Raw genomic sequence first — 25,548 nt, 5'->3', positions numbered from 1 at the left:
TTTTTTTGAAAAAAACGAATTGCCTTCTTAACTTACAGCTAATCAAAAATGTTTTATGTTTTACAAAAGAATAAGCCTCTATTTCCTGTTTCTGTGCGGTTTTAGTTTCGTGGCGCAGGCAACCCATTTAAAGGGCGGCGAGATCACGGTAAAACGGGTTTCGGATAAAACATTAACCTTCGAGTTTACGCTCACCACCTATACGGAAAACAACCGAGCGAATGTGGAGCAAAATGCGGTCAACTTCTGTTTTGGAGACGGTTCTTCTATTTTATCCGCTAAGCGTTCTGCAGGTTATCCCATTAACTTAGGGAACGGGACCATGAAAAACGTCTACAAGATTCAATATACCTATCCCGCTGCTTCGCTTTTTTATAAAGTCTCTGTGGCTGTTCCTAATCGAAATGATGGCGTTTTAAATATCACCCGGTCTGTGGATGTGCCTTTTTATGTGGAAACCATCTTTTCTATTAATGCGGGTCTAGGTCTAAATTCAACACCAGTTTTGTTAAATCCCGCAGTTGATTTAACAGCCGTGGTAGGACAACCATTCATTCACAATTCGAACGCAGTAGATGCGGAAGGGGATTCTCTAGCCTACCGCTTATCTGTATCTAGAACGGGTGCTGAGTTGACGTGTGATCCGGCCGGAAGAGGTTTAATTGCTCCTAATTTCAAGCAACCGAATGAAGTATCTGCCACGCCGTCTTCTTTCACCATTAATGCGAAAACGGGTGATTTAGTCTGGAGATCTCCACAAGAAGTAGGGATGTATAATTGCGCCTTCATCGTGGAAGAGTGGCGAAATGGCGTGAAGATATCGGAAACTGTCAGAGATATGCAGATCGAGGTGAAGGACTTAGATAACCGAGGACCTATTTTAACGGTGCCTGCGGATGTCTGTGTTCAGGCGGGAACTCGTATCAATCAGCTCATTACGGCTATTGATCAAGTGTCAAAAACGGGTCGTGTAGATCCAATTACAATTACGAGTACAGGAAACGTATATGCCATCGATACTACTTATGCGGTTAAACCACCGAATGCCACATTTACGTCAGCCCCTCGCCAAACCAGTTTGAATGCCGTAGGTACTTTTAACTGGCAAACGGATTGTGTGCACATTCGGAAGGAAGACTATGATGTGTTCTTTAAAGCAGAGGATTTTCCTCCAGTGACGAATTCAGGGGTGAGTAATCTGGTGGACAGTAAGATTTGGAAGATTCGGGTGCTGGCTCCAGCAGTGAAGAACGTGACGGCTACTGCCGGGATAGGAACTCAGATAGTTTTAAGGTGGACTTCCTATGCTTGTTCACTTCCTAATGCTAGCTTGATTCTTTATAGAAAGCAAGGTGCTTGTGATGCGGTAACGAATGCATCTTGTACCACGGGTATGACGCAAACAGGTTATACAGAATTAGCTAGATTGCCTATTACGGCGACTACGTATACCGATAATGCCATCGTAAAAAATACCAATTACTCGTATGTATTGGTGGTGGCTTTCACGAATTCGAAAGGGGTAGATGATTTCAGCCCGATGTCGAATGCCGCTTGTTATTTAATCGCAAGTGCGTCGCCGATTATGACGAATGTATCTGTTTTGAAGACGAGTACGACGGCAGGGGAGAACCTCGTGCGTTGGACCCGTCCGGTGAAATTAGATACCTTGCAATATCCAGGTCCGTATAGCTATCAGTTAATGCGGGCTGTGGGAACGGGGGCTTTTGGTGCCATTGGTTCACCTATCAGTGCTTCGATTCGCACCGCTGTGAATGATACGTCTTATACGGATGCTGGTTTGAACACGACGGCTTTGACTTACCGTTACCGGACCGATTTTTATTATACCTTGAATGGGGTTCGTACCTTATTAGAGGCACCTACTCCGGCATCGAATGTGCGTTTGAGCTCCCAGGTGGCTATTGCATCAGTTAAATTAGCTTGGTCAGCTACTGTTCCCTGGACAAATGAGTTCAGAACGCATCGAGTGTACCGGGAGACGCCACGTGGATCGGGTAATTTTAACCGCATCGCCGATGTTCCGGTGACGACGGCTGCTTCGTTTAAGTATATCGACACCGGAGTCGATAGTTACGGGGCGGATGGGACGTTCACTATTTCGATGAAGACTGATTCCTCGTATTGTTATTATGTAGAAACTTTGGGCTCTTATGGGGCTGGTTTGCCGGCGATGGAGCTGATTAATAAGTCACAAATCATCTGTGGCATTCCGCAGTCTGACTTATTCCCTTGTCCTCCTTCGCTTCAAGTATATACGGTAGATTGTGCCTCCTTAGATGCGAAGGCTGATTGTTCGTTTACGAGCTTCACGAATCAGTTGAATTGGACGCCTACGGTATCAGGTGTATGCGATCCGGACATTGTGTCATATAAGATTTATTATGCCAAAGACTCCTCGTCTCCCTATACCTTATTAGCCACCACGTCTACCTTGAACTTCTCACACATATTACAGAATTCGTATCGAGGATGTTATTACGTGACGGCTGTCAGTGCCTTAGGCAAGGAGAGTACGCCTAGTACGAAGATTTGTGTAGAGAACTGTGCTTCTTTTGATTTGCCTAATTTATTTAGTCCAAACGGCGATGGCCTGAATGATACCTTCAAACCAATGCGCTGCCCGCGCTTCGTGACAAATGTGAATGCGAAGATCGTAGACCGCAACGGTCAATTGATTTACCAATACTCGGGACCTTTAGCTGGTTTTGGATGGAATGGAACGAATTCGAATGGCGTTCAGATGGCGGCATCGTCCTACTTCTATACTTGTGATGTAGTCTTCGATTTATTTGATAAAACGGCTCAAACGAAAAGTTTAAAAGGCTGGGTAGAACTAGTTCGCTAAGATGGACGGAATCGTTTTGATCGATGGGGGATGTCGTTTTTGTCGCTTTGCCTCGAAGGTTTTACGGCGTATGGTTTCAGGAGATCTGCAGATTATTCCAGAAACCTCCTTTACTGAATTTCCGCTGCCGGATATCGATAGTATCAAATGGGTAGTCGGTTCTGAGGTCTATGTGAAGTCAGATGCCCTGTCTCGTATTTTAGCTTTTTCCCATTGGTATTTTCAGCCCCTGCGTTTAGTGTTTATTTTGCCTGCTAGTCTCTTGGATAAAGGCTATGATTGGGTGGCGAAGAATCGATTATTTTGGGGTAAATCGGTGGACGATTGTGCCATTTAGGGCTTTTGGCCTATCTTTGTAAAAAATTAATCACAAAATTACTCCTATGAAAGCATATATTTTCCCAGGTCAAGGTTCGCAGTTTCCGGGTATGGCGAAGGATTTATACACGAATTTTCCAGTCGCTAAGCAAATCATCGATGAGGCAGATGCCATACTTGGTTTCTCGTTATCTTCTGTGATGTTCGAGGGAACGGACGAAGAATTAAAGCAAACTAAAGTGACGCAGCCTGCGATTTATTTGCATTCTATTTTGATTGCCAAATTAGGCAAAGACTTCGCTCCCTCCATGGTAGCTGGTCACTCCTTAGGCGAATTTTCTGCCTTAGTTGCTGCTGGAGGCTTAAGCTGGCAAGATGGATTACGTTTAGTGTATAAGCGTGCCTTGGCGATGCAAGAAGCTTGCGAAATCGAGCCAAGCACGATGGCAGCCGTTTTAGGTTTGCCAGATGCAACGATCGAGGATATTTGCAAGGCTTATGGTCCTTCTGTGGTAGCGGCGAACTTTAACTGCCCAGGTCAAGTGGTGATTTCTGGTTCTGTTGAAGGAATAGAAGCCGTAGGTGCTCAATTAAAAGAAGCAGGAGCGAAGCGTGTATTGCCACTTCCAGTAGGTGGTGCTTTCCACTCACCCTTCATGGAGCCAGCTCGTGTAGAATTAGCAGCGGCCATCGAGGCAACAGAAATCGTTCGTCCTATTTGTCCGATCTTCCAAAACGTAAATGCAAAGCCTTCACAAGATCCAGCCGAAATCAAAGCTAACTTGATCTCTCAATTAACGGGTGCAGTTCGTTGGACACAGTCGGTGGAGGCGATGGTAGCCGCAGGAGCAACTGAATTTATCGAATGTGGACCAGGTAAAGTATTACAAGGTCTTGTTCGTAAGATTCACGCGGAGGCGGTCGTTTCTTCTATTGAATTTGAATAATCGAATTTGAAGTGCTGATTTTGAGCGCTTAAGCAAAAAACGGGGGAAATAATTCAATTATTTTTCTGGGAACGTTTGATAATTTGGGCCTAAGCCCTTACTTTTGCATCAGATTTTGGAATTGACCTATGGTGTAATGGTAACACACCAGTTTTTGGTTCTGGTTTTCTAGGTTCGAGTCCTGGTAGGTCAACAGAATTTTAAAAGAGCTCATCGCAAGATGAGCTCTTTTTGTTTTATGGCTAAATCAAGCTTTTCATCTTCTCTAGCCCGGTCTTCGCCACCTTTAGTGGATCCTGCGCCCAAAGCTCTTTATTGAATAGTTCCAGCGATAAGATAACCGGTTTATCAGATGGCTTCAAACGCTTGATGATTTCCTTGATAGGTGCCTCGCCGTCGCCTGCGTAGATGCGGTCGCCATCCGTGATGGAGGTCGGTTTAATCGTAGTCACGTAATCATTCACATGGAAGACGTCGATCGAGTTTTCACCCACAAGGTGAAGGCAGTCGATAGAGGATTCGCCTTTGTAGATGTGGAATACGTCTAATAGAAGTTTTGCATTCGCTTGGCCGGCTTCAGCTGCCACGAATAGTACGTCAGCCACGCGGTTAAGGTTTTTCGAATGTCCCCACATCTCGAGTTGCGGTGTCACGCCGGTGCTGGTTCCTACATCCAGGATGGTGCGGTAGCGTTCTGCAGCACGACGAAGGTCAAGTCCTGCCTCTTTTGTGGCGCCCATAGGAGGGGCGGCGGTGCGAAAGCAGCCTAATTCGGCTAGCATACCCATTTCGCGTTTCATTTGTTCCACGCCTTGCTTGCGAGTCGCCTCATCATCTACAATCCATTGGGCGAAACCAATGGCGTTTTGGATGTTTATCCCTAGGTCATTGATGCGTTTTTTTGCCTCTACTAGTGTGCCTCCTGATTTCAAATAGGCCTCTAGGGTAGGCACCCAAATTTCACAATGTTTATAACCAGCTGCGGAGGCAATTTCGAGTTCTTTGATGAAGCCTAGTTTTTGGCCCATAATCGTACTCATGTTCAGAGAGAACTCGAATTTAGGAGACTTAGGGGCTGCTGAGGTAGAGAAGGGCAATAAGGCTGCTCCTGCAGCAGTGCCAGTGGAGAACAAAAGTTCTCTGCGGCTGATTTTTGTCATAATAGGTTTAGCTAAATTTTCATCGAAAAATAGGGATATTTTCTTTAATTTTGATCATCTATTCATTCTAATTCTTATTTGCTTTGGCACTAATAAAATCAATCTCTGGCATACGTGGTACGATCGGTGGAAAACCCGGTGAAGGTCTAAGTCCTATCGATGTAGTAACTTTCGCAGCGGCTTATGGCACCTGGTTAAAGAAAAAGGGACATCCGTCGAATTCGATCGTATTAGGTCGCGATGCGCGTATCTCTGGTGAGATGGTTAGTTCCTTAGTGGCGAATACCTTGATCGGTTTAGGCTGGGATGTCTTAGATATCGGTCTTTCTACGACCCCCACAGTTGAATTAGCGGTGCCCTGGACGAAAGCGGCAGGTGGTATCATCATCACCGCGAGCCACAATCCGGCACAATGGAATGCGTTGAAATTATTGAATGATCGTGGAGAATTTATTTCGGATCAGGATGGCAAAGACTTATTGACGATCGCCGAAAATCAAGACTTTGATTTCGCGGATGTGATGAAATTAGGTAAGCTAACGCAAGACGCTAGTTTCCTACAGCAGCACGTGGATCACGTGTTAGGCTTAAGTTGGGTGAATCAGCCGGTGATCGCAAAGGCGAACTTCCGTGTCCTAGTGGATGCGGTGAATTCGACGGGAGGAATCGTGGTACCTATGTTGTTGAAGGCTTTGGGTGTTCAGCACGTGGACGTGATTTTTGGGGAGGCGACAGGTCATTTTGGCCATAATCCAGAACCACTTCCGGAGAACTTGACAGAGATGATTTCCAAAATTAAAGGCGGCAACTACGATTTAGGTATCGTGGTGGATCCAGATGTGGATCGCCTTTGCTTTATTTCGGAGGATGGAATGCCTTTTGGCGAGGAATATACACTCGTTGCGGTAGCGGATTATGTGCTATCCGTGAAGCCAGGTAATACAGTTTCGAATCTTTCTTCTACGCGCGCTTTAGCGGATGTGACGCGCAAAGCTGGCGGCGAATACTTCGCGGCGGCGGTAGGAGAGGTGAACGTGGTGACGCAGATGAAAGCAGTAAATGCAATCATCGGTGGCGAAGGAAACGGAGGCGTGATTTTCCCAGAGTCGCATTATGGACGTGATTCTCTAGTGGGAATCGGATTGTTCTTGACGCATTTGGCAAACAAAGGCATCAAAGCCTCTGAATTGCGTGCCAGCTATCCGGCGTATGTGATTTCCAAAAACAAAATCGAATTATCTGCTGACCTAAACGTTGATTTAATTCTTGCGACTGTCGCTGAAAAATACAAGAATGAGCAGGTGAATACGATTGATGGCGTGAAAATTGATTTCCCAGATCGCTGGGTGCATTTACGCAAATCGAATACGGAACCGATCATTCGAATTTACGCGGAGGCATCTTCGGAGGCCGAAGCAGATACACTTGCACAACAAATTATAGACGTGATCAAAGAGATTGCGAAAGCCTAGATGTCAGACAAAACACCTATTTACCTAGATAATGCGGCGACCACTCCGGTGGATCCTGCGGTTTGGGCGGAGATGCAGCCCTATTTCGAGCATTTCACGGCGAATCCCTCGTCGATTCACTCCCACGGCCGCCAAGCGAAAGTGGCAGTTGAAAAGGCGCGCAAAACGATCGCGACCTTATTGAATGCCTCACCTTCGGAGATTTTCTTCACTTCTGGTGGAACGGAAGCCGATAATACGGTGTTGCAATCGGCTGTTTTGCACGGCGGATGCAAAGTGATTATCACCTCACCATTAGAACACCATGCAGTCTTACACACGGCGGAGGCCTGGGCGAAACTGGGTTTAGCGGAATTGAAATTAGTGCGGGTGAATGCAGATGGCGGGATTGATTTAGCGCATTTGGAGGAATTATTGTCTACTTCGGAGAAGGCGATCGTGAGTTTAATGCACGGCAATAATGAGATTGGGAATTTACTTGATTTGAACGCGGTGGGTGATCTTTGCGAGCAATACGGCGCCTTATTTCATTCGGATACCGTCCAAACCATGGGTCACTACAAACACGATGCGTCAGCCTTGAAAGTACATTTCATGGTAGGTGCGGCACACAAGTTCCACGGCCCTAAAGGCGTCGGATTCTTATATGCAAAAGCAGGAACTAAGTTCCATCCTTTAATGCACGGTGGCGCACAAGAGCGTAACCAGCGTGGGGGCACAGAGAATGTCTACGGGATGATCGGTATCGCCAAAGCCCTAGAAATGGCTTATGCTTCCATGGAAGAACATGAAGCTTATATCAAAGGCTTGAAAGCCTATTTCATCGAAGGATTACAAAAACAGTTCCCAGCTATCTCATTTAACGGTGCTTCTGGAGATGTAGAAAATAGCCTTTACACGGTTCTAAATGTACGTTTCCCATCCGTGGCTGATGGCGACATGCTTTTATTTCAATTAGATATCGAGAAGATTTCCGCTTCAGGTGGTAGCGCTTGTTCAAGCGGTACTTCCGTAGGCTCACACGTGTTATCGGCCTTGAATCCGACAGCGACGGGTGCGGCGGTTCGTTTTTCTTTTAGCAAAAATAATACCCGAACGGAGATCGATCGGGTATTAGAAGTTTTGAAAAAAATCGTGGCCTAGTAGGCGCGAGCAAAGATTACTCGGCGGCTGGAAGGTGCTCCTGTTAGGATGCATTTTCCAGCTTCTTCTTTTGCATCCAGAGGGATACAACGAATCGTTGCTTTTGTTAATTCTTTAATCTTTTCTTCCGTCTCGGACAATCCATCCCAGTGCGCTGAAAGGAATCCACCATTTTCGATTTTAGCGGTAAACTCTTCCCAGTTATTTACCTCGAAGGTATTCGCTGCTCTGAAGTCGAACGCTTTTTGATAGATGTTCTTTTGGATATCTTCCAAAGTGTCCACAATCACGTCTTCTATTCCTTCAAACGGCATACTCGTTTTCTCACGTGTATCGCGACGCGCTAATTCAATCGTGCCATTTTCCATATCACGGTTTCCGATCGCTAAACGAACGGGAACCCCTTTTAATTCGTATTCAGCAAATTTAAATCCAGGACTTTGGTTCTCAGCAAAGTCAAACTTCACCGAAACACCGCGCTTCTTCAAGGCCTTCACTAATGGATTAATACGTGCCTTGATATTTTCCAATTGCTCTTCCCCTTTGTAGATCGGTACGATCACAACTTGGATAGGAGCTAATTTCGGAGGCAACACAAGGCCTTGGTCATCTGAGTGCGCCATAATTAAGGCACCCATTAAACGCGTTGAAACGCCCCAAGATGTCCCCCAAACGTAGTCTAATTGATTTTCCTTGTTAACGAATTTTACGTCGAAGGCTTTGGCAAAGTTTTGGCCTAAAAAGTGAGACGTACCCGCTTGAAGCGCCTTTCCATCCTGCATCATTGCTTCGATGCAATAGGTTTCATCTGCACCAGCAAAACGCTCATTCGCCGTTTTAATCCCTTTTAAAACGGGCATTGCCATGAAGTTTTCTGCAAAATCAGCATAGACCTCTAACATTTGCTCCGTCTCTTCAATCGCTTCTTTTTTCGTCGCATGTGCCGTGTGGCCTTCCTGCCACAGGAACTCAGCTGTACGCAAGAATAAACGCGTACGCATCTCCCAACGCACCACATTCGCCCATTGATTAATCAATAAAGGCAAATCACGGTAGGATTGAATCCAGTTTTTATAGGACGACCAAATCACCGTCTCCGACGTCGGTCTAACAATTAATTCTTCTTCTAATTTCGCATCCGGATCAACGATCACGCCGCCACCATTTGGGTCATTTTTTAAACGGTAGTGGGTAACAACCGCACATTCTTTGGCAAAACCCTCTACGTGAGAGGCCTCCTTCGAAAGGAAGGACTTAGGGATGAAAAGGGGGAAATAGGCATTCGTATGGCCTGTCTCTTTGAACATATCATCCAAAGCGCGTTGCATCTTTTCCCAAATGGAATAGCCATAAGGTTTAATGATCATGCAGCCTCTGACCGCGGAATTTTCCGCTAAATCTGCTCTCTTCACTAATTCGTTATACCATTCAGAATAATTGTCTGCGCGGCTTGGTAGGGATTTACTCATAAAAAATGTTAAAATCGTAATGAAGTGTTCCTTTTTTCGTTTACTTTACATCAGTAAAATGGAACGTTGCAAAGATACGTTTTGTTAGGCTTTTAATTGACATCATCCGCTAAAAACCATGAAAAATCAATCCTTTGCTTATTTATTGCTTGTAGGATTTGGAATCCTTTCCAGCTGCGTGAATGTAAATACCATTTCTTATGCTTCGGATGATTTATATGATGAGGCGAATCGTTCTGTTCAAATAGCGAAAGTTCAAGCTGCAAAAGCGGCTAAACAAAAGAAATACCTTGATTTTCAAGATTTAGAGGAATCCGATGTGGAGGTGATTGAAGAAGAGGAGGGTTTAGCTCAAGAGTCGATTACGCGCGTAAATCCTAATTTATATCAATCGGCCTATCAGCAAGGTCTTTCAGATGGTTTATTTAATAGTCCCTATTTAGGATACGGTTACCGATATACTCCGTTCAATTATTGGAGTCCGTCTTATTCCTATTTTGTCAATCCTTTTAGGCCATTTAGTATTGGGATCGGTTTGGGTTTCTCCGCCTTTAATCCCTATTCATTTTACAGTCCATTTAACGACCCATTCAATCCGTTTTTTGATCCATTTTATAGCCCCTATTACAGTTCTTTCTATCGCCCATTTGGATTTAATTCCTTCTACCGGAATTACAATTACTATGGACCAGGCGGAAATTACACAGGATATAGTGGTCAATATATGACGAATGATACGCGGGAAAAACGGAATTTTGGACCACGTGATGATCGTTCGAATAACCGAAATTCAGGAGGAAATTACACTAATTCACCACGTGGAGGTAATAATTCCTATAATACGCAAGGAAATAACTTGCCGCGTGTGAATATGCAATCCGTTCCTTCAAACTCGGGTTCATCTTCTCAACAGTATGTAGCACCTCGTCGTAATTCAAATTATGAATACCGGGCTGCTCCGGTTGATGGAGGTGGTTCTCAGCGTAGTAATTCGACTTCAACGCCTTCATACAGTTCTCCAAGCTCTGGTGGTTCGAGTTCTGGTGGTGGCGGAGGTGGTTCTAGTCGCGGTCCTCGTTAATTATTGATCATGAAAAAAGCATTCATTTTACTATTCAGCGTCTTTGCGCTGCAGCAGGCCGTGGCCCAAATCTACACCTATCCCAGCTTAGGGAAGCAATTCTCGACTTCATACTCGACGGGTACAGCTCGTATGCAGGCATTAGGTGGTGCTTCGAGCGCTTTAGGGGCTGATTTAAGTGCCTTAACTGGTAATCCAGCAGGTTTAGGATTTTACACTCGTTCTGAAGTAAATATGAGCCTGGCTTACACAGGTATTCAAACTAAATCGTCTTATTTAGCTACCGCAGATGAGGCCTCCGAAAGTCAAATTCAGATGCCTACGCTAGGGATGGTGATTTCGAGCAATAATCTGGGTGGTGGCGAATGGCATGGGTCTTTTGGTTTTGGTTATTCCCGACAAGCGATCTTTATTCAGCCGATTCAGATTTCAGGAACAAATAACCGAAGCTCCCTATTAGATAATTTCATAGAGAAAGCGAATGACAAAGGAGCAACCGGTGCTACTTTGGACGATGAATATGACTCGTATTCGGGGACTGCGTCTTCTGCTGAGGCTTTAGCTTATCAAACCTATTTGATCAATCCGAATTCCGTAACAGGAGGTACGCCATTCGAGCGTTTTCAGCCTTTATTGCCCACGAATCAATATGGTACAGCCTCTAATTCAGGTGCTTTAACTTCCTGGGATTTTGCCTATGGGGCGACGTATCGGGATCAATTGTACTTAGGGGCAGCGTTGCATTTTTCTAAAATCTCATCGAGTTCATCTACCACCTGGGAAGATGAATTTGTAGGGGCGAAAAATGTGGCTGGCTTTCAATACGCGGAAACGTTACTGACGAATGGTTCTGGTATCGCACTTAGTTTAGGGGGTATTTACAAATTGAATCCATCGCTTCGTTTGTCTCTAGCCTTTAGATCTCCGACCTATTATGATCAGATGAACGAAACCTACGATGCACGTTTATTTCCAAATGTCATCGGGATTCCAGCCATCGGCTCTACAGGTAATCCTATCACGATTACGAAAGTAAATCCGATGCGATTAACGACGAATGAGTTTACCTATCAATTTTTAAGCCCGATGAAGGTTTCTGGAGGTTTCGCCCTGTTCTTCTCTAAGAAGGGTTTCTTAACGGCAGATCTGGAGTATGTAGGTTATGGCGGAATGAAGGTCTATTCTGCTGAATTAGGTGGGGGAGCTAATCAAGCCTTTCAGACCAAATACAATGGTCAAATAGCGCGTAATTTTGAGGGTGCTTTGAATATCAAAGTGGGATCTGAAATTCGGATTTCTCCTTCTCTCAGTGTGCGAGGTGGGGCTGCGCTTTTCGGAGGGGGCTATGCTGCTAGCTATGATACCATCGATCGCAATGCACTTCAATTTTCAGGAGGTATTGGCTACCGTAAATCAAATTTCTACCTTGATTTAACGGCCATCCAGCGTACACAGAAAGATGCCTACACGCCGTATACGCTAAAGAACGCAGCTGACTTCAGTTCTGCCACTTTAGATATCACGACTACCCAATTTATGCTGGGAGGCGGGATTTACTTCTAAACAGGGAGGTATTGGTCTAATAGCCAAAGCAATTGGCTGACCGTAATCTCACCATCTACCTGAATGTCTGCTTTTTGGTAGAAAGGTAGGCGCTCATCAAAAGTCTTTTTGATGGTGGCGATGACTACTTCTTCGCTTTGGGACTTATCCAACAAGGGACGATTATTGCCTTGCGCTTTGTATAGACGTTTTGCCAAGTCGTTTACATCCACGTTTAAGAAAATACTAACTCCATTGTCTTTAATGAAGTCCATGTTATCATTAAAACAAGGAACGCCACCGCCAGTAGCGATGACCATTGATTGATCTGGTTGAAATCCACGAAGGGTCTTTTTCTCTATTTCACGGAAATGTGCTTCGCCAAAATTGGAAAAAATCTCAGAAACCGTCTTCTGTTCACGGGTTTCAATCAATTTATCCATGTCCATAAAGGAGTATCCAATATTCTTTGCTAACTCTTTTCCCAAGGTACTTTTACCCGAGGAGGGCATTCCCACTAAATAGATATTCTTCATTCGTTTTATTCTAGGCTTTGTTGAATTTCATCCGCAGAGGGTAGGGAATAGGAAGACCATTTTCCTTTTACCGTTCCGTCCTTTAACAGCCACAATCCTGGGCTAGAGCGAACAATGGTTTTTAGTATTTTCGTATCCGCAGAAAGCGCTGGAAACGCTAACTGGTATTTGTGTCGCAAGGCGTTCACGTCAGCATCCGTAGAGGCAGAAACCAGCCAAACGGTGATGTTTTTCAAACCTTTCGTTAATTTTTCGATTTCTGGTAATGCCCCCTCATTCATGTGGTGGATGTTAGGGATAATGACCATCAATTTAGCTCCTTTGAAGCTTTCCTGGGTGTAATTCGTCGTGTCGCCTTCCGCCCACAATTGATAATCCGTAATCAAAGGTCTGGCCTCTTTCTCATTCGTCGCTTTCATCGAAATGAACTGCGCCGTCGTATCCGTGGGCATCTCATTTAATTCCGTTTCTACCCCTTTGATTTTGTACACATAGGAAAATTTCAAAGGCTCGCGTTCCTTCATATTGGTCGGAATATGGTCGCCTATGGCATAGGGTAAACCATCGCTGATGGGTAAGTGGAAATAGCAAAAAACACCTAGTGCCATACTAGCAATGGCTGTTGTTGCGACCCATTTGCCTGTATTCTTGTTTTGTGGTTTCTTGGAAATTAGTAAAATACCCGTCAAAACGAGTAAGAAAATATCTTTTCCAAAAGACGTCCAGGGCGTTAGTTTGATCGTTTCTCCAAAACAGCCACAGTCAGTTACCTTATTAAAATAGGCTGAATAGAAAGTGAGGAATCCGAAAAAGGCTAGGATACCTACAAAGGCATATAAAGTTTGCTTTATCCGGTAATTTAAGGCCAAAGCAACGGCTAGAACGATTTCTAAACTGCTGAGTAAAATCGACAAGATGAGCGCGTATGGAATCCAGAATTTCCAAAATCCTGCCATAAAAGCAAAGTCCACTGAGAACACCTCGAAGTATTCTTCTAGCTTCAGTTGGGTTCCGATCGGGTCATTTAATTTGATGAGTCCCGAAAAGATGAAAATCCCGACCAATAAAATCTTGGCGATTTTAGACATTATTGCTGTTGTTGCTGCTGTTGCTCGCCCTTCAATGTGATTAAGCAGAAGACGGCATAATTGAGCATATCTTGGTAATTCGCTTCTACACCTTCAGAAACAAGGGTTCTGCCCTCATTGTTTTCAATTTGCTTCGTGCGGAAAATCTTCATTAAGATTAAATCCGTCATGCTACTAACACGCATGTCACGCCAAGCCTCGCCGTAATCATGGTTCTTATTACGCAATAATTCAAGCGTTATTTCTACTTGCTGATCATAAAAGCCGCTCAATTCCTCTGGGGCAAATTCCATTTGGTCTGAACCCTCTAAAGACTTTTGAATGAGTGCGATGATGCAATAATTGATGATTCCGATGAATTCTCCTTCGATGCCATCTTCGATTTTTTGAGCTCCTTTTTCTTGGATGCTACGGATTCGTTGGGCTTTGATAAAGATTTGATCGGTTAAGCTAGAAAGTCGTAAAATTCTCCATGAAGTGCCGTAATCTTTGTTTTTTTTATCAAACAAGGCTTTGCAGTATGAAATTACTTGGCGATATTCGATTTCGGTTTGGGAAGGCGTTGAGTCCCTGTTCATAGATACAGTTTTTATACGATGCTCGCGTTTTTATAGCCTACAAAATTATTTAAATTATCCTAAAATTCACTCGATTTGGACGCTCTTTTTTCCACTAGTCAAACAATCCGCTTAAATGGCCAATTGATTGATTTTTCAGCGCCTAAAATCATGGGGATTTTAAACATCACTCCGGATTCTTTTTTCGAAGGAAGTCGTGTGTCATCGGTTGATGCAGCCTTAGAGCAAGCTTCCTCGATGATCGCAGCAGGAGCTTTGATTTTAGATATTGGTGGGCATTCCACACGACCAGGTGCGGCTCCAGTAAGTCCGGAGGAAGAAATTGCACGTGTGTGTCCGATTGTTTCAGCTATTTCCGCTGCATACCCTGCCGTGATTATATCGATCGACACTTATCGCGTGGCGGTGGCTAAGGCGGCTTTAGCGGCTGGGGCTCATATTTTTAATGATATCGGTGCAGGCCAAATGGATGAAGGCGTTTTCGATTACATTGTCGAAAATCAAGTTCCTTATATTCTCAGTCACAGCGTAGGTCGTTTCGAGCAAGTACATGAAGTGCCAGATTACCAGAATGTGGTAGCAGAGGTATTACATAATTTATTGCCTAAAGTCCAGGAACTGCGTTCCCGTGGATTCAAAGATTTGATTGTTGACCCTGGTTTTGGTTTCTCAAAAGCCCTAGATCATAATTACTCCTTATTAGCTCATTTACGCTCCTTTAAATTGTTAGGCGCTCCTATCCTAGCGGGCCTGTCTAGAAAGACGATGATCTGGAAGGAATTAGGCATTTCAGCGGATGAAGCATTGAATGGTAGTACCGTTTTACATACGATTGCGCTCCAACAAGGCGCCTCAATTTTGCGTGTTCATGACGTGAAACAGGCGAAAGAAACGATTCATTTAGTCCAAAAACTACAGCAAAATGGCCTATCCCATTTATTATAAAGGCGCGTGGCAAGACCCCGACAAAGTAACAGTCTCCATTAAGGATGTGGGCTTTCTTCGTGGTTTTGGTATCTTCGATTTCTTCCGGATCATGGAGGGTAATCCCATCTTTATGTCGGATCACCTAGATCGTTTTTTGAGTTCAGCTGCGAAGATGGGTTTGCCTCATTCGTATACGAAAGAGCATTTTGGCGCTTTAATTCAAGAAATCGCCGCGCAATCTGTCGATCCTTGCTTAGGAGTGAAGCTCGTTTTAACGGCTGGTTTTAGTCCCAATGGCTTCGATCCATCTGGCGATTCAGAATTATACATTTTTCCTGGGGTCTTCTCTTTTGCGGAACCGACTTCTGGATTGCGATTGATTAGCCGCGAATATAAGCGGGAGATGGCAGATATTAAATCTTTGAATTATGCCTTCGCCTTGCGCGAAATGCCTGCTGTGCGAGCGGCTGGAGGAGACGATTTGATTTATCATACACCTGAATTTGGGGTGTCGGAGTCGTCTCGTTCTAATTTGTTTTATGTCAAAGACGGTGTCATTCACACCCCTGGAGATCATATTCTAGAAGGAATTACTCGTAAAAAAGTGATTGCCCTAGCTTCGTCAGTTTACGAAGTTCGAGTGGGAGCCTGCTCGCTAGCCGATTTTATGAATGCAGATGAAGTGTTCACAACGGGTTCCACCAAACGCGTTTTACCTATTTTTTCCATCGATGGAAAGCAGATAGGAAATGGGAAAAGGGGTGAGGTAACGGAGACGTTGTATGGGATGCTTCTTAACTCAGAGGCTTGAGAAAGCATAAAGTACAAAGAATCAAAGTTGGAATCCTCTTCGAGGATGAATTTGTGAAATATACCTATACTTTTTTTATTCTTTATTCATTGTGCTTTGTAGAGCTTCGCTCTACTTCGGCCTAAAAGCCTTCATATTCTCCTCCCTACACACCAAAAAAGGTCCGCCGATCAAGTCGATGCAATACGGGATGGCTGGGAAAACGGCCTCAAGACATTGTCTGATGGCTTTCGGTTTTCCAGGAAGATTTAGAATTAATGTTCGATTTCGAATGCCCGCAGTTTGACGACTAAGAATGGCGGTAGGAACATATTGCAAGGAAACGGAGCGCATGAGTTCGCCGAATCCGGGCATCATTTTTTGGCAAACTGCTTCTGTTGCTTCTGGGGTTACGTCGCGTAAGGCTGGGCCAGTTCCGCCAGTAGTTACTAGAAGGCAGACTTCTTTAGACATTTCGATCATCTTCGCTTCGAGTTGATCTTGTTCGTCTGGAACAACGGCGTAGACTACCTCGAAATCAGATTCCAGGTATTCTTTTAATAATTCTACCACGGCTTTGCCCGGAATATCTTCGTAGATGCCCGCGCTTGCTCGGTCGGACACATTAATTACGCCTATTTTGATCATTCTTTTTGGGTAATTTAAGTTTCTTTTCCATCGGAATCGGCTCGTCTAGGAGATCGCGAATGACGATAGATGCGACTACGCCTCCGAAGGCTGCTGGTAAATAAGAGATCGTACCATAGGCGGACTTTTTGAAGTTGCTTCCGTCAGTCAGGATGAGTGATTCATCTTTGACTTTTTCCAAAGAGAAAACGGCCTTAATTCCTTTACCTACTCCCATCTTGCGAATGCGTTTACGCACTAAAGAGGCTAGATAGCATTCACGTGTGTTAAGTAGATCGGCTGTTCTGATTTGAGTAGGATCCATTTTGCCTCCTGCACCCATGGAGCTGGCGATTTTGAATCCAAGGTCGTAGGCTGTTTTCAATAACGTTACTTTAGGAGTTACTGAATCGATGCAGTCCATCACGTAATCGAATTGATTCGTTTCTAACAGGTTTTTCGCCTCTTCTGGGCTTAAAAATGTTTCGATGGAGGTTAATTTCAAAGCTGGATTAATGGCTAACAATCGGTCAGCCATAATTTGAGCCTTCGAAACTCCATGGTTAGTCGCTAGAGCGGGTAATTGGCGGTTGCGATTCGTAGGATCCACCACGTCACCATCCACGATGGTCATGGTTCCTACGCCGGAACGAGCAATAAATTCTGCGGCAAAAGAGCCTACGCCCCCTAAACCGACCACTAAAATATGAGAAGCTTGTAATTTTGCGATCCCCTCTGGACCGATCAAAAGTTCGGAGCGGCTGAGCCAGCTCAGATCATTGTTTGGCATAATTAGGATATTTCTTCCTTGATTTGATAATTCGTTGTTTTATCCGAGTTAGTAATCAGTAATTCGCCGATGAAACCGGCTAAAAACAACTGAACACCTAGGATAATGGCCACCAGGGCCAAAAAGAAGAGCGGATTGTCCGTCACATTGCGGTACTTGAGATTATAGGCAATGTTGTATAATTTCACACCAATCAGGTAAACAGTTAAGCAAGAACCCGTTAGGAAAGAAAGAATGCCTAAACTACCGAAAAGGTGCATTGGGCGCTTGCCAAAAATCTGCACAAATGAAATCGATAACAGATCTAAAAATCCGAATAGGAATCTTTCTAGCCCAAATTTCGTTACGCCATATTTGCGTGCTTGGTGCTGTACCACTTTCTCGCCAATCTTAGTAAACCCGTTCCATTTTGCTTGAACCGGAATGTAACGGTGCATTTCGCCGTACAAACGAATCGTTTTCACGACCTCTAATTTATAGGCTTTCAGACCACAATTGAAGTCGTTCAATTTAACACCCGAAAGTTTACGCGTGGCCGCGTTGTATAATTTGGTAGGAATTGTCTTTGATAAAGGGTCGTAGCGTTTTTGCTTCCAGCCTGAAATTAAATCATAATTCTCCTCCGTGATCAATCGATATAATTCTGGGATTTCGTCAGGTGAATCTTGTAAATCAGCATCCATGGTGATGACTACCTGCCCTGAAGCTTTGGTAAAACCCTCATGAAGCGCTGCTGATTTGCCGTAATTCCGGGCAAATGAGATGGCCTGAAGGGAGCTGTATTGCGTAGATAATTGCTTTATAACCTCCCAAGAATTGTCATTACTACCATCGTTTACGAAGATCATTTCGTACGAAAAGGCGTTTTCTTTCATCACCCGATCGATCCAAGAACATAGTTCTGGAAGCGATTCGGCTTCGTTATAAAGAGGTACTACGATGGATAGCTGTAACATACGAGCAAAAGTACGAAATAATTATGAAGGAAAAATGATATAATAGGGTCTTAATAATTCGATGAATTCTGTGCTGTAGTCGCCTTGTTCCGTTTTGATGGGTAGGCTGTGCTCTTCGTTTAACTCTTCTTTCCTCGATCCCCTCGCCATAACCCTTAGCACAGGGCTATCCGGTTTCGAAAGCACATTCACTTTCTCGTTGATGTATAAGCCTAGATTTTCTAGGGATTGTTCGAATAGCGCCAAAACATCAGCTGGATACAACACCGCAAATTCGCCCTCCGCAGCCAGCAATCGATCGATTGAATTCGCTAAATCCGCTGGACTCAAATGATCTGCATGGATTGCCATGTGCCTAGCAGGATCCGTTGCTGGAAGATGATTCGTGAAAAAGGGAGGATTGGAACAGATGAAATCGAATTTTACCTCTGAATGGTAGGCGCTAATGTCAGATTGTATGACTTGAAGGCGGTCTTTGAAGGGATTTTGCTCGAAGTTTTCTGAGGCCAAAATAGCTACTTCAGGATGGATTTCGAGCGCTTTAACGCTGCACTCAGTATTCGCTTGCGCCATCATAGAAGCTAAAAGTCCACACCCTGTTCCAATATCAAGGCATAAACCACCTGCGTGCAAAGATGCCCACGCACCGAACAGGCAAGCTTCTGTGCTGATCTTCAATCCCGGATTTCCGTGATCTAGTGAAAACTGTTTGAACTCGAAAGTGGATCTATTTTCGGCCATAATCTGCCGGATTTTCGCCCCAATCTTCGGTCTCCCACTTCAAGACTTTCGTCGAATAGTGATTACTTTTTAACCAAGTGATGGCATTGTCCACCATCTTGAAAAGCTCCTCTGTTCTGGCATTGCGCTCTAAATTCGTTTTGATGGCTCGATTTCGTACCCAGGCAATAGCGGTTCTCGAATCTGAATACAAAGGGTAGGGGCAATCTAATTTCTTTAAGTAGGCTAAACCGTGAACGATGGCTAAAAACTCACCTAAGTTGACGGTGCCTTCTGGGAAAGGTCCACGTGCAAATAAGACTTCCTTTGTTTCGGTATTTACACCTTGGTATTCCAATACGCCCGGGTTGCCGGCGCAGGCCGCATCTACCGAAATACTTGGAATGATGAATTTAGCCGCGTTTAATCGAGGAGTTTTAGTCTTTGATGAAGGTGATACACTAGCCCAATAGTTCTTTTTAGCCGCGCTTTCTGCCTCGACTTTTGACTCAAAAGACTTATATTGCGCACCCGCATAGCCTTTGATGTTTTTCTCGGTCTCTGCCCAGGAATCAAAGATTCCGGTCTGATGACCCGCCCAAATCACATAGTATTTTTGTTTTTTGGCCATCTACATCAAACGTGATTTAAAGATCTTAATCGCGATCGCAATCAAAATTACCCCAAAGATTTTACGCAAAATCTGCGTCCCTGCATTCCCTAATTTCTTCTCAATCCAAACGCTAGAGCGTAAAACGATATAAATAAACACGAGGTTGATAAAGATACTAACAATGATATTTTCCTCCTCAAACTGTGATTTCAAAGAGATCAAAGTCGTCATCGTTCCAGCTCCCGCAATAATCGGAAACGCTAAAGGCACGATCGAATGGGTATTCGTCTCAATTTCCTCACTCTTAAAAATGCTGCGGCCCAAAGTCATCTCCATACCGATCAGGAAAATGATCAATGCACCCGCCATCGCGAACGAATTCGTATCAACCCCTAATAAATGCAAGATGAATTTTCCCGCAAAGAAAAATCCAATCATGATGATTCCAGAGGCCAAAGTCGCTTGACCCGGGTGAATATCCCCATTCTTCTTACGCAATTCGATGATGATGGGAATAGATCCCAAAATATCGATGACCGAAAATAAAATCAGCGAGGAGGAGAGAATCTCTTTTGAATTAAAGTTCATGTCTGATGGTTTTGATGAGTGTTTCAATGTCTTCCACGGTATGTGCCGGGAAATTAGCAATTCGGAAACTCGAATTTTTCCATTCGCCATATCCTTTGCCCAGTTCGATGTCCGCAGCTTGACAACGGGCATGCAAGGCCTGAATCTTCTCTGCTGGCCCTTTTAAGGCTAAAACAGTAGGCAATCGTAAGTCTTCTCTTTGTATTAAATAACTAAATTCGCTTTGTTGATCCCAAAAATCTGTCCAGATTTTCATTTTTGCCAACGTAGCTTGATGCGTTTTTGATAACGATGGAAGCTGTTTTGTTAGGCGATTAACCAGATAAATGCTCAAGACATTCGGTGTCATTTGCGTTTGAAAGAGGCGTCTGTTCTCTTCTAAAAACAAGACATCGTTGTAATGAGTAGCGCGTCCCACTTCTTTCGCGCGCGCTAAAGCTTTAGGGGAGCAGATCAGTAGACCCAATCCTGCTGGAATTCCGATACATTTCTGAACCGAGGCCAACCAAACATCTGCCTCTAACCAAGGCAATTCAATGCCTCCCATCGAGGAAGTGGCATCCACGGCTATGATGGCGTCATCGGCTAATTGAAAATCAGACCGACGTATTTGCTGGCAAGTCCCATTTGAAGTTTCACTTTGGACTAAACATAAAGTGTCACTTTCTATTGGTCCTAATTTTTGACCCACTTCGGCTAGACTTTGTTCTAGTGTAAACTCAATTGACTCTGATGTCGCTTTCGCATACTGTGCCCATTTCTTGCCAAAAGCGCCATTATACAGGTGTGTGGATTTTTTTCTAACCAAAGACTGAGTCACAATCTCCCAAGCTTCTGTGGCTGAGGAGACAAAATAGATCGTATAATCTGTGGGAATATTCCACTTGAAATGGAGCTCCTGAAAGGTAGCTTCTAGCAGTTTCTCGAAGCGTTCACTCCGGTGATTTATACTCACAATACCCTGATCAAAAGCCTCTTGAATGTATCCAAGGGCCTCTGGATGAACCTTTGAAGGACCAGGGTAGAAAGATAACATGGTTTATAGGAAAGAATAAAGGCCTAATTCGTAACCACGCAGACCTAAACCTACGATGATTCCCTTTGCCTTAGGGCTTAAATAACTGTGATGTCTGAAATCTTCACGCGCATGCACATTTGAAATATGCACTTCAATTACCGGCGTTTTAATCGCGGCCACTGCATCACCCAAAGCCACCGAAGTATGTGTATAGCCGCCAGCATTGAATAAAATGCCGTCGTAGCTGAAACCTACCTCGTGTAATTTATTGATCAGAACCCCCTCTTCGTTGGATTGAAAATAGGAGATATCTAGTTGCTCACCGAACTTATCTTGTAAGATTTCCAAAAACTGCTCGAACGTCTGTGCCCCATAAATCTCAGGTTCACGTGTGCCTAATAAGTTCAAATTAGGGCCATTCAGGATCAATATTTTCTTTCTTACCATATTAATAAGGGGACATGCGGTGTAAAAATACGTAATTACTTTAAATTTACGGGATTCATGGTACAAATTCTATATGTGGGAGACAGAAATCCAGTCTTTTGGGGATTACTTAAAAATAGAGCGGGGCTTATCTAAGCACTCCCATGAAGCCTATTTACGAGACATTCAAAAACTAGCTACCTATCTTTCTGTTTCACCCATTGCTATTGATCAGGTAGATGAATCCCATATTTTGGCCTTCTTAAAAGACTTACACGCTTTAGGAATCGAAGCAAGTACGCAGTCTAGAACCCTGTCAGGCATCCGGGCCTTTTTTCAATTTCTCGTATTCGATGGAACCCTAAAAGCGGATCCCACAGTGCACGTGAAAAATCCCCAAATGGGCCGCAAACTTCCCGATACCCTTTCTTTCGACGAAATCACTGCCATTCTCGAACAAGCCGATCTTTCCAGTCCGGAAGGAGTAAGAAATCGAGCAATGTTAGAATTCTTATATGGAGCAGGATTGCGTGTTTCGGAGTTAATAGGGCTGAAAAGAGAGGATATATACGAAGATCAAGGCTTCGTCAAAGTTCGCGGGAAAGGCGACAAAGAACGTCTCGTTCCCGCTGGTCGTGATGCATTTAAATACCTTAATCTCTATCTGGAATCAGTTAGACCTTCCTTACCAGTGAAGAAAGATTCGACGCACGTTATTTTCCTGAATAGGAGAGGCTCTGGCCTAAGTCGGGTGATGGTATTTTTAATTTGTAAGGATCTGGCTGCAAAAGCCGGAATCACAAAAGTGATAAGTCCACATACCTTCCGTCACTCATTTGCAACCCATTTAATTGAAGGGGGCGCGGATTTACGTGCCGTTCAGGAGATGTTAGGTCATGAATCGATCTTGACAACGGAGATTTATACGCACTTGGATCGAGCGTATTTGACGCAGATGGTAAGGGATTTTCATCCGTTTTCTACTTTAAAGCATAAAGAATAAAGCACAAAGAATAAAAAGGAAGTCTGAAGTAAGCACTTCATGAATCCATCGCCATAGGCGATACCAACTCTATGCTTTATTCTTTGTGCTTTATGCTCTCTTTTTAAAGTTCTCTAATCTCTGAACCTTCCTCAGGGAAAGGAATAAACACAAAATTGGTAAACTGTCCATCCACCACAAAAAGGCAAGCGAACTCTTCGATGTCTTTGAAATTTTGGACGAATAGTTCCCTATTTTCTTCGGCGATCAGTTTGCGTTGCACGAATTCTTCCATCATGGAAGCGTGGTAATTCCACTTGTTTTCGTGCAATTCGCCTACGCCGATCAGCTTTTGGCCTATTTCGATGGGACGTTGTGAGGTGACGAAGATGGGGAAATCGGAGAAGCCGCGCTTCTTGATTTGGTAAGAGGCTTCCTTTAAAGCGTCTGCGACTTTGATGAAGTCGGACGAAATAAGGCCTAAATATTTCCCGTTCAAGTCAGGGGAATTGGGCGCGTTTGAGAGGGCGGTGTAATCTTCGATCATGATTTAACTCTTACTTAGTAATAATAATTGAATGTCTTTCACGGGTTTGTGGAACAATTTCCCCGTGCTTGCTTGCGTTACGAAGCCTCGGTAGCAGAATACGCCTTTCATGAAGGATTTTCCCTGCCAAAGCATTTCCTCCACTCCCCCCGTCTTTCCAGCCTTCAAGATGAAGGAAGTCATTAGGTTGCTGATGGCTAAACTAGCCGTATGTGCAACTAGGGAAGGGATATTCGGTACGCAATAATGTGTTACTCCGTATTTTTCGAAGGTGGGTTTTTGGATGGTGCTCGCTTCAGAGGTTTCAAAACAGCCTCCTTGGTCAATGCAAACGTCAAAAATCAAGGTTCCTGGATTTAGCTTGCTAACCATCTCCTCCGTTACAATACAGGGAGTAATTCCACTGTCGGAGCGAAGGGCTCCTACGATGATTTGGGCCTCTTGAAGGGCTTTCGCTAGATTTTCCGAGTCGATGACTTGAGTTACGACAGGGAAACCGAGCGCCGCTTTTAGGCGTTGTAACTTGTAAATATCTTTATCGAATACTTGGAACTGCACGCCTGCGCTCGCTGCCGCTCGCGCAACCTGCTCCACCACCTGCCCAGCACCTAAAAGCACCATATTGCAGGGAGGAACCCCAGTTACATTGCCTAAAAGCAATCCTTTCTTCTTTTGAATCAAATCTGTCGCAATCGGCAGAATCAATTGCCCAGCGATCTCCGCCATGATTTTAATGAAAGGAAAACCACCACCATTGTCTTCGACGAATTCGAGTCCGATGGCTAATAGTTTTTTGGCGTTAATCGCATCGATTAATTCGGAGGATAAATGCTGGTAAGAGGCACTAGAAATAATGGCCTGTCCCTCTTTCATGCGCGCTATTTCCGCGATGGTGGGAGGGGTAATTTTTAAGGTTAAGGCACTCTGCCAAATCATCGCCACATCCTCACTCACACTGGCTCCGGCTAATAGATAATCTGAATCGCTAAATCCGGCTCTTTCGCCTGCCCCTTTTTCGATCACAATTTCATGGCCATTATTGGTTAATAAGGTCACCGCCTGCGGGCTTAATGAAATGCGATTTTCGTTCGGATCGGATTCCTTGGGAAGGCTGATGCGGATGCTTTGGGCATTCTGCTTCGTCCACGCCATCGCCTCTAAAGGCGCGATTCCTTGCTTCGAAAGTAATTCCTGAAACGGATTATGTTCTAGTATCTTCGCCATACGACTTGTAATTTACGGTGCGCATCATCCACGTGTGACACGTTTAATTCGAGGTGTTCAAAGGTCCAAAACTCCTCCGCCTGCTCCGGCCATTCAATTAAACATAAATGACCTGAGTCTAAATATTCTTCTAATCCGATGTCAAAAGCCTCTTGGGCGTTCTTCAGACGGTATAAATCAAAATGATAAACCGGTTGCCCCTTCGCGTCCACATACTCGTTCACTAAGGAAAAGGTGGGGCTTTGAACTGATTGAGCCACGCCTAATTGATGGCAGATCTCTTTAATTAAGGTCGTCTTTCCAGCCCCCATTTCACCACGAAATAACCAGACGTTAGGGTAGTCTTTTGTCTCTCTGATTAAGCTAGACGCTATTTCAGGTAATTCTGTGATGCTGTACTTGTCCCAGGGTCTCATAATTCGATATCTCCTAATTGAGGTCTGATCAGTATTTCTTCTAACACGGTCGAAGGATTCATCGAGTAAGCCGAGTATATGGTCGAAGCCACGTCATCTGCCGGGATAAATCGCGTTTCAGGTAATTCCACTCCATCCCAAGCCGGCGTTAAAGTAGCGCCTGGTAAGATGGCCGTTACTTTGATTCCTTGTGTTTTCGTTTCTTCTCGCAAGACTTTAGTGAAGCCTAGTAAAGCAAATTTACTGATGCAATACGATCCACCAGCCGTATAAGCGGTGATGGAGGCGGTAGAGCAAATCGTAAAGATGTGCCCTGATTTTTGGGCCTGAAATGTCGGCAAAAAGGCTCTTGTTAAGTGATAGGCACTGTATAAGTTCGCCTCGATTTGGCTTTCCAAAACCCCATCTTCCTCATTCTGAATCTGTCCAGGCATAAAAAAACCGGCATTGTTGATTAGGACATCGATGGATTTGGTTTGGCCTAAAACCCAGGATGCAAAATCTTGACATTGCGTTTTAACGCTTAAATCTGCCACAAAAGTGTGCAAAGCGTTCGTATTGAATTCAGTTGAAAGGGCTTTTAATTTATCGCCATTTCGAGAGCAGGTAAAAACCCTAAATCCTTCAGATAAGAATTTTTTTACCAAAGCTTTGCCAATTCCCTGGCTACCCCCACTAATTATTGCCGTTTTGTTCATTATCTTTGAAGAATATCGATGTG

At 44.2% G+C, this 25,548-nt stretch carries 27 protein-coding genes and 1 tRNA gene; 11 read left to right on the top strand and 17 right to left on the bottom strand.

The window, feature by feature from the left end; all coding sequences use genetic code 11:
• Positions 1 to 55: 55 nt before the first annotated feature.
• From V7S74_RS08370 to V7S74_RS08355, 4 genes are all read left to right on the top strand, one after another.
• A complete protein-coding gene (locus V7S74_RS08370; protein ID WP_406778306.1) occupies positions 56 to 2,869 on the top strand; it encodes a T9SS type B sorting domain-containing protein in 2,814 nt (937 codons plus the stop codon).
• 1 nt (position 2,870) lies between these two features.
• Positions 2,871 to 3,206 carry a thiol-disulfide oxidoreductase DCC family protein gene (locus tag V7S74_RS08365; RefSeq protein WP_406778305.1) on the top strand — a complete coding sequence of 112 codons (336 nt, stop codon included), beginning with the start codon at positions 2,871 to 2,873 and terminating at the stop codon, positions 3,204 to 3,206.
• A 46-nt stretch (positions 3,207 to 3,252) separates the two neighbouring features.
• The gene (gene fabD / locus V7S74_RS08360) at positions 3,253 to 4,134 is read left to right on the top strand and encodes an ACP S-malonyltransferase (protein ID WP_406778304.1); all 882 of its coding nucleotides are present in this window, start codon (positions 3,253 to 3,255) and stop codon (positions 4,132 to 4,134) included.
• Positions 4,135 to 4,256: 122 nt separating this feature from the next.
• Positions 4,257 to 4,327 (top strand) — tRNA-Gln (locus V7S74_RS08355).
• A 49-nt stretch (positions 4,328 to 4,376) separates the two neighbouring features.
• On the opposite strand, the gene V7S74_RS08350 is transcribed toward V7S74_RS08355, so the two are convergent.
• Positions 4,377 to 5,294 carry a sugar phosphate isomerase/epimerase family protein gene (locus tag V7S74_RS08350; protein WP_406778303.1) on the bottom strand — a complete coding sequence of 306 codons (918 nt, stop codon included), beginning with the start codon at positions 5,292 to 5,294 and terminating at the stop codon, positions 4,377 to 4,379.
• A gap of 83 nt (positions 5,295 to 5,377) precedes the next feature.
• On the opposite strand from V7S74_RS08350, the gene glmM reads away from it, so the two are divergent.
• Positions 5,378 to 6,766 carry a phosphoglucosamine mutase gene (gene glmM / locus V7S74_RS08345; protein ID WP_406778302.1) on the top strand — a complete coding sequence of 463 codons (1,389 nt, stop codon included), beginning with the start codon at positions 5,378 to 5,380 and terminating at the stop codon, positions 6,764 to 6,766.
• Entirely contained in the window at positions 6,767 to 7,909 is a 1,143-nt protein-coding gene (locus tag V7S74_RS08340) for a cysteine desulfurase family protein (RefSeq protein WP_406778301.1), read from the top strand.
• Here V7S74_RS08340 and proS read toward each other — a convergent pair.
• Positions 7,906 to 9,378 (bottom strand): proline--tRNA ligase, encoded by a 1,473-nt coding sequence (proS, locus tag V7S74_RS08335; protein ID WP_406778300.1) that lies wholly within the window; start codon positions 9,376 to 9,378, stop codon positions 7,906 to 7,908. The genes V7S74_RS08340 and proS overlap by 4 nt on opposite strands.
• A gap of 118 nt (positions 9,379 to 9,496) precedes the next feature.
• On the opposite strand from proS, the gene V7S74_RS08330 reads away from it, so the two are divergent.
• Both V7S74_RS08330 and V7S74_RS08325 read left to right on the top strand, forming a co-directional pair.
• The gene (locus V7S74_RS08330; RefSeq protein ID WP_406778299.1) at positions 9,497 to 10,459 is read left to right on the top strand and encodes a hypothetical protein; all 963 of its coding nucleotides are present in this window, start codon (positions 9,497 to 9,499) and stop codon (positions 10,457 to 10,459) included.
• Between the two features lie 9 nt (positions 10,460 to 10,468).
• Positions 10,469 to 12,022 carry a hypothetical protein gene (locus V7S74_RS08325; RefSeq protein WP_406778298.1) on the top strand — a complete coding sequence of 518 codons (1,554 nt, stop codon included), beginning with the start codon at positions 10,469 to 10,471 and terminating at the stop codon, positions 12,020 to 12,022.
• On the opposite strand, the gene V7S74_RS08320 is transcribed toward V7S74_RS08325, so the two are convergent.
• Genes V7S74_RS08320 through V7S74_RS08310 form a run of 3 tightly spaced genes read right to left on the bottom strand, consistent with a single transcriptional unit; the run spans position 12,019 to position 14,203 of the window.
• Positions 12,019 to 12,537, bottom strand: a complete 519-nt coding sequence (locus V7S74_RS08320) for a shikimate kinase (protein ID WP_406778297.1) — start codon at positions 12,535 to 12,537, stop codon at positions 12,019 to 12,021. The genes V7S74_RS08325 and V7S74_RS08320 overlap by 4 nt on opposite strands.
• 5 nt (positions 12,538 to 12,542) lie before the next feature.
• On the bottom strand, positions 12,543 to 13,625 hold the full coding sequence (locus tag V7S74_RS08315; protein WP_406778296.1) for a BT_3928 family protein: 1,083 nt from the start codon (positions 13,623 to 13,625) through the stop codon (positions 12,543 to 12,545).
• Positions 13,625 to 14,203: a DUF1599 domain-containing protein gene (locus tag V7S74_RS08310; RefSeq protein ID WP_406778295.1), complete on the bottom strand. Its 579-nt coding sequence runs from the start codon at positions 14,201 to 14,203 to the stop codon at positions 13,625 to 13,627. Before V7S74_RS08310 ends, V7S74_RS08315 begins: the two co-directional genes overlap by 1 nt.
• A 75-nt stretch (positions 14,204 to 14,278) precedes the next feature.
• Here V7S74_RS08310 and folP point away from each other — a divergent pair, with 75 nt between their 5' ends.
• The gene (gene folP / locus V7S74_RS08305) at positions 14,279 to 15,148 is read left to right on the top strand and encodes a dihydropteroate synthase (RefSeq protein WP_406778294.1); all 870 of its coding nucleotides are present in this window, start codon (positions 14,279 to 14,281) and stop codon (positions 15,146 to 15,148) included.
• Positions 15,126 to 15,941, top strand: a complete 816-nt coding sequence (locus V7S74_RS08300; protein WP_406778293.1) for an aminotransferase class IV — start codon at positions 15,126 to 15,128, stop codon at positions 15,939 to 15,941. Before folP ends, V7S74_RS08300 begins: the two co-directional genes overlap by 23 nt.
• Before the next feature lie 111 nt (positions 15,942 to 16,052).
• On the opposite strand, the gene mog is transcribed toward V7S74_RS08300, so the two are convergent.
• From mog to aroQ, 8 genes are read right to left on the bottom strand one after another with little or no spacing between them, the layout of a single operon-like run.
• Positions 16,053 to 16,568 (bottom strand): molybdopterin adenylyltransferase, encoded by a 516-nt coding sequence (mog, locus tag V7S74_RS08295; protein WP_406778292.1) that lies wholly within the window; start codon positions 16,566 to 16,568, stop codon positions 16,053 to 16,055.
• Positions 16,546 to 17,337 (bottom strand): tRNA threonylcarbamoyladenosine dehydratase, encoded by a 792-nt coding sequence (locus V7S74_RS08290; RefSeq protein WP_406778291.1) that lies wholly within the window; start codon positions 17,335 to 17,337, stop codon positions 16,546 to 16,548. The genes mog and V7S74_RS08290 overlap by 23 nt, the downstream gene beginning before the upstream one ends.
• Before the next feature lie 2 nt (positions 17,338 to 17,339).
• Positions 17,340 to 18,293, bottom strand: a complete 954-nt coding sequence (locus V7S74_RS08285) for a glycosyltransferase family 2 protein (RefSeq protein ID WP_406778290.1) — start codon at positions 18,291 to 18,293, stop codon at positions 17,340 to 17,342.
• A gap of 21 nt (positions 18,294 to 18,314) precedes the next feature.
• Positions 18,315 to 19,034: a tRNA1(Val) (adenine(37)-N6)-methyltransferase gene (locus tag V7S74_RS08280; RefSeq protein WP_406778289.1), complete on the bottom strand. Its 720-nt coding sequence runs from the start codon at positions 19,032 to 19,034 to the stop codon at positions 18,315 to 18,317.
• Positions 19,021 to 19,644, bottom strand: coding sequence for a ribonuclease H1 domain-containing protein (locus V7S74_RS08275; protein WP_406778288.1), 624 nt, complete (start codon positions 19,642 to 19,644; stop codon positions 19,021 to 19,023). Before V7S74_RS08275 ends, V7S74_RS08280 begins: the two co-directional genes overlap by 14 nt.
• Entirely contained in the window at positions 19,645 to 20,214 is a 570-nt protein-coding gene (locus V7S74_RS08270) for a MarC family protein (protein ID WP_406778287.1), read from the bottom strand.
• Positions 20,204 to 21,250, bottom strand: a complete 1,047-nt coding sequence (locus tag V7S74_RS08265) for an aminotransferase class V-fold PLP-dependent enzyme (protein WP_406778286.1) — start codon at positions 21,248 to 21,250, stop codon at positions 20,204 to 20,206. The genes V7S74_RS08270 and V7S74_RS08265 overlap by 11 nt, the downstream gene beginning before the upstream one ends.
• A gap of 3 nt (positions 21,251 to 21,253) precedes the next feature.
• A complete protein-coding gene (gene aroQ, locus V7S74_RS08260; RefSeq protein WP_406778285.1) occupies positions 21,254 to 21,679 on the bottom strand; it encodes a type II 3-dehydroquinate dehydratase in 426 nt (141 codons plus the stop codon).
• A 73-nt stretch (positions 21,680 to 21,752) separates the two neighbouring features.
• Between aroQ and xerD the strand changes: the two genes are divergently transcribed.
• Positions 21,753 to 22,661: a site-specific tyrosine recombinase XerD gene (gene xerD / locus V7S74_RS08255; RefSeq protein ID WP_406778284.1), complete on the top strand. Its 909-nt coding sequence runs from the start codon at positions 21,753 to 21,755 to the stop codon at positions 22,659 to 22,661.
• Positions 22,662 to 22,764: 103 nt separating this feature from the next.
• Here xerD and V7S74_RS08250 read toward each other — a convergent pair whose 3' ends face one another.
• The 4 genes from V7S74_RS08250 to V7S74_RS08235 are packed head-to-tail and all read right to left on the bottom strand — an operon-like array spanning position 22,765 to position 25,525.
• Positions 22,765 to 23,187, bottom strand: coding sequence for a hypothetical protein (locus tag V7S74_RS08250; RefSeq protein ID WP_406778283.1), 423 nt, complete (start codon positions 23,185 to 23,187; stop codon positions 22,765 to 22,767).
• Positions 23,188 to 23,190: 3 nt separating this feature from the next.
• Positions 23,191 to 24,411 carry an alanine dehydrogenase gene (locus tag V7S74_RS08245; protein WP_406778282.1) on the bottom strand — a complete coding sequence of 407 codons (1,221 nt, stop codon included), beginning with the start codon at positions 24,409 to 24,411 and terminating at the stop codon, positions 23,191 to 23,193.
• The gene (gene tsaE / locus V7S74_RS08240; RefSeq protein ID WP_406778281.1) at positions 24,396 to 24,827 is read right to left on the bottom strand and encodes a tRNA (adenosine(37)-N6)-threonylcarbamoyltransferase complex ATPase subunit type 1 TsaE; all 432 of its coding nucleotides are present in this window, start codon (positions 24,825 to 24,827) and stop codon (positions 24,396 to 24,398) included. The genes V7S74_RS08245 and tsaE overlap by 16 nt, the downstream gene beginning before the upstream one ends.
• On the bottom strand, positions 24,824 to 25,525 hold the full coding sequence (locus V7S74_RS08235) for an SDR family oxidoreductase (RefSeq protein WP_406778280.1): 702 nt from the start codon (positions 25,523 to 25,525) through the stop codon (positions 24,824 to 24,826). Before V7S74_RS08235 ends, tsaE begins: the two co-directional genes overlap by 4 nt.
• Positions 25,526 to 25,548: the final 23 nt, after the last annotated feature.

It is taken from the genome of Aquirufa novilacunae (assembly GCF_045310505.1).
Lineage (GTDB): Bacteria > Bacteroidota > Bacteroidia > Cytophagales > Spirosomataceae > Aquirufa > Aquirufa novilacunae.
Note: the sequence above shows the minus strand (reverse complement) of the source record. Positions and strands in the feature narration are given on the sequence as shown.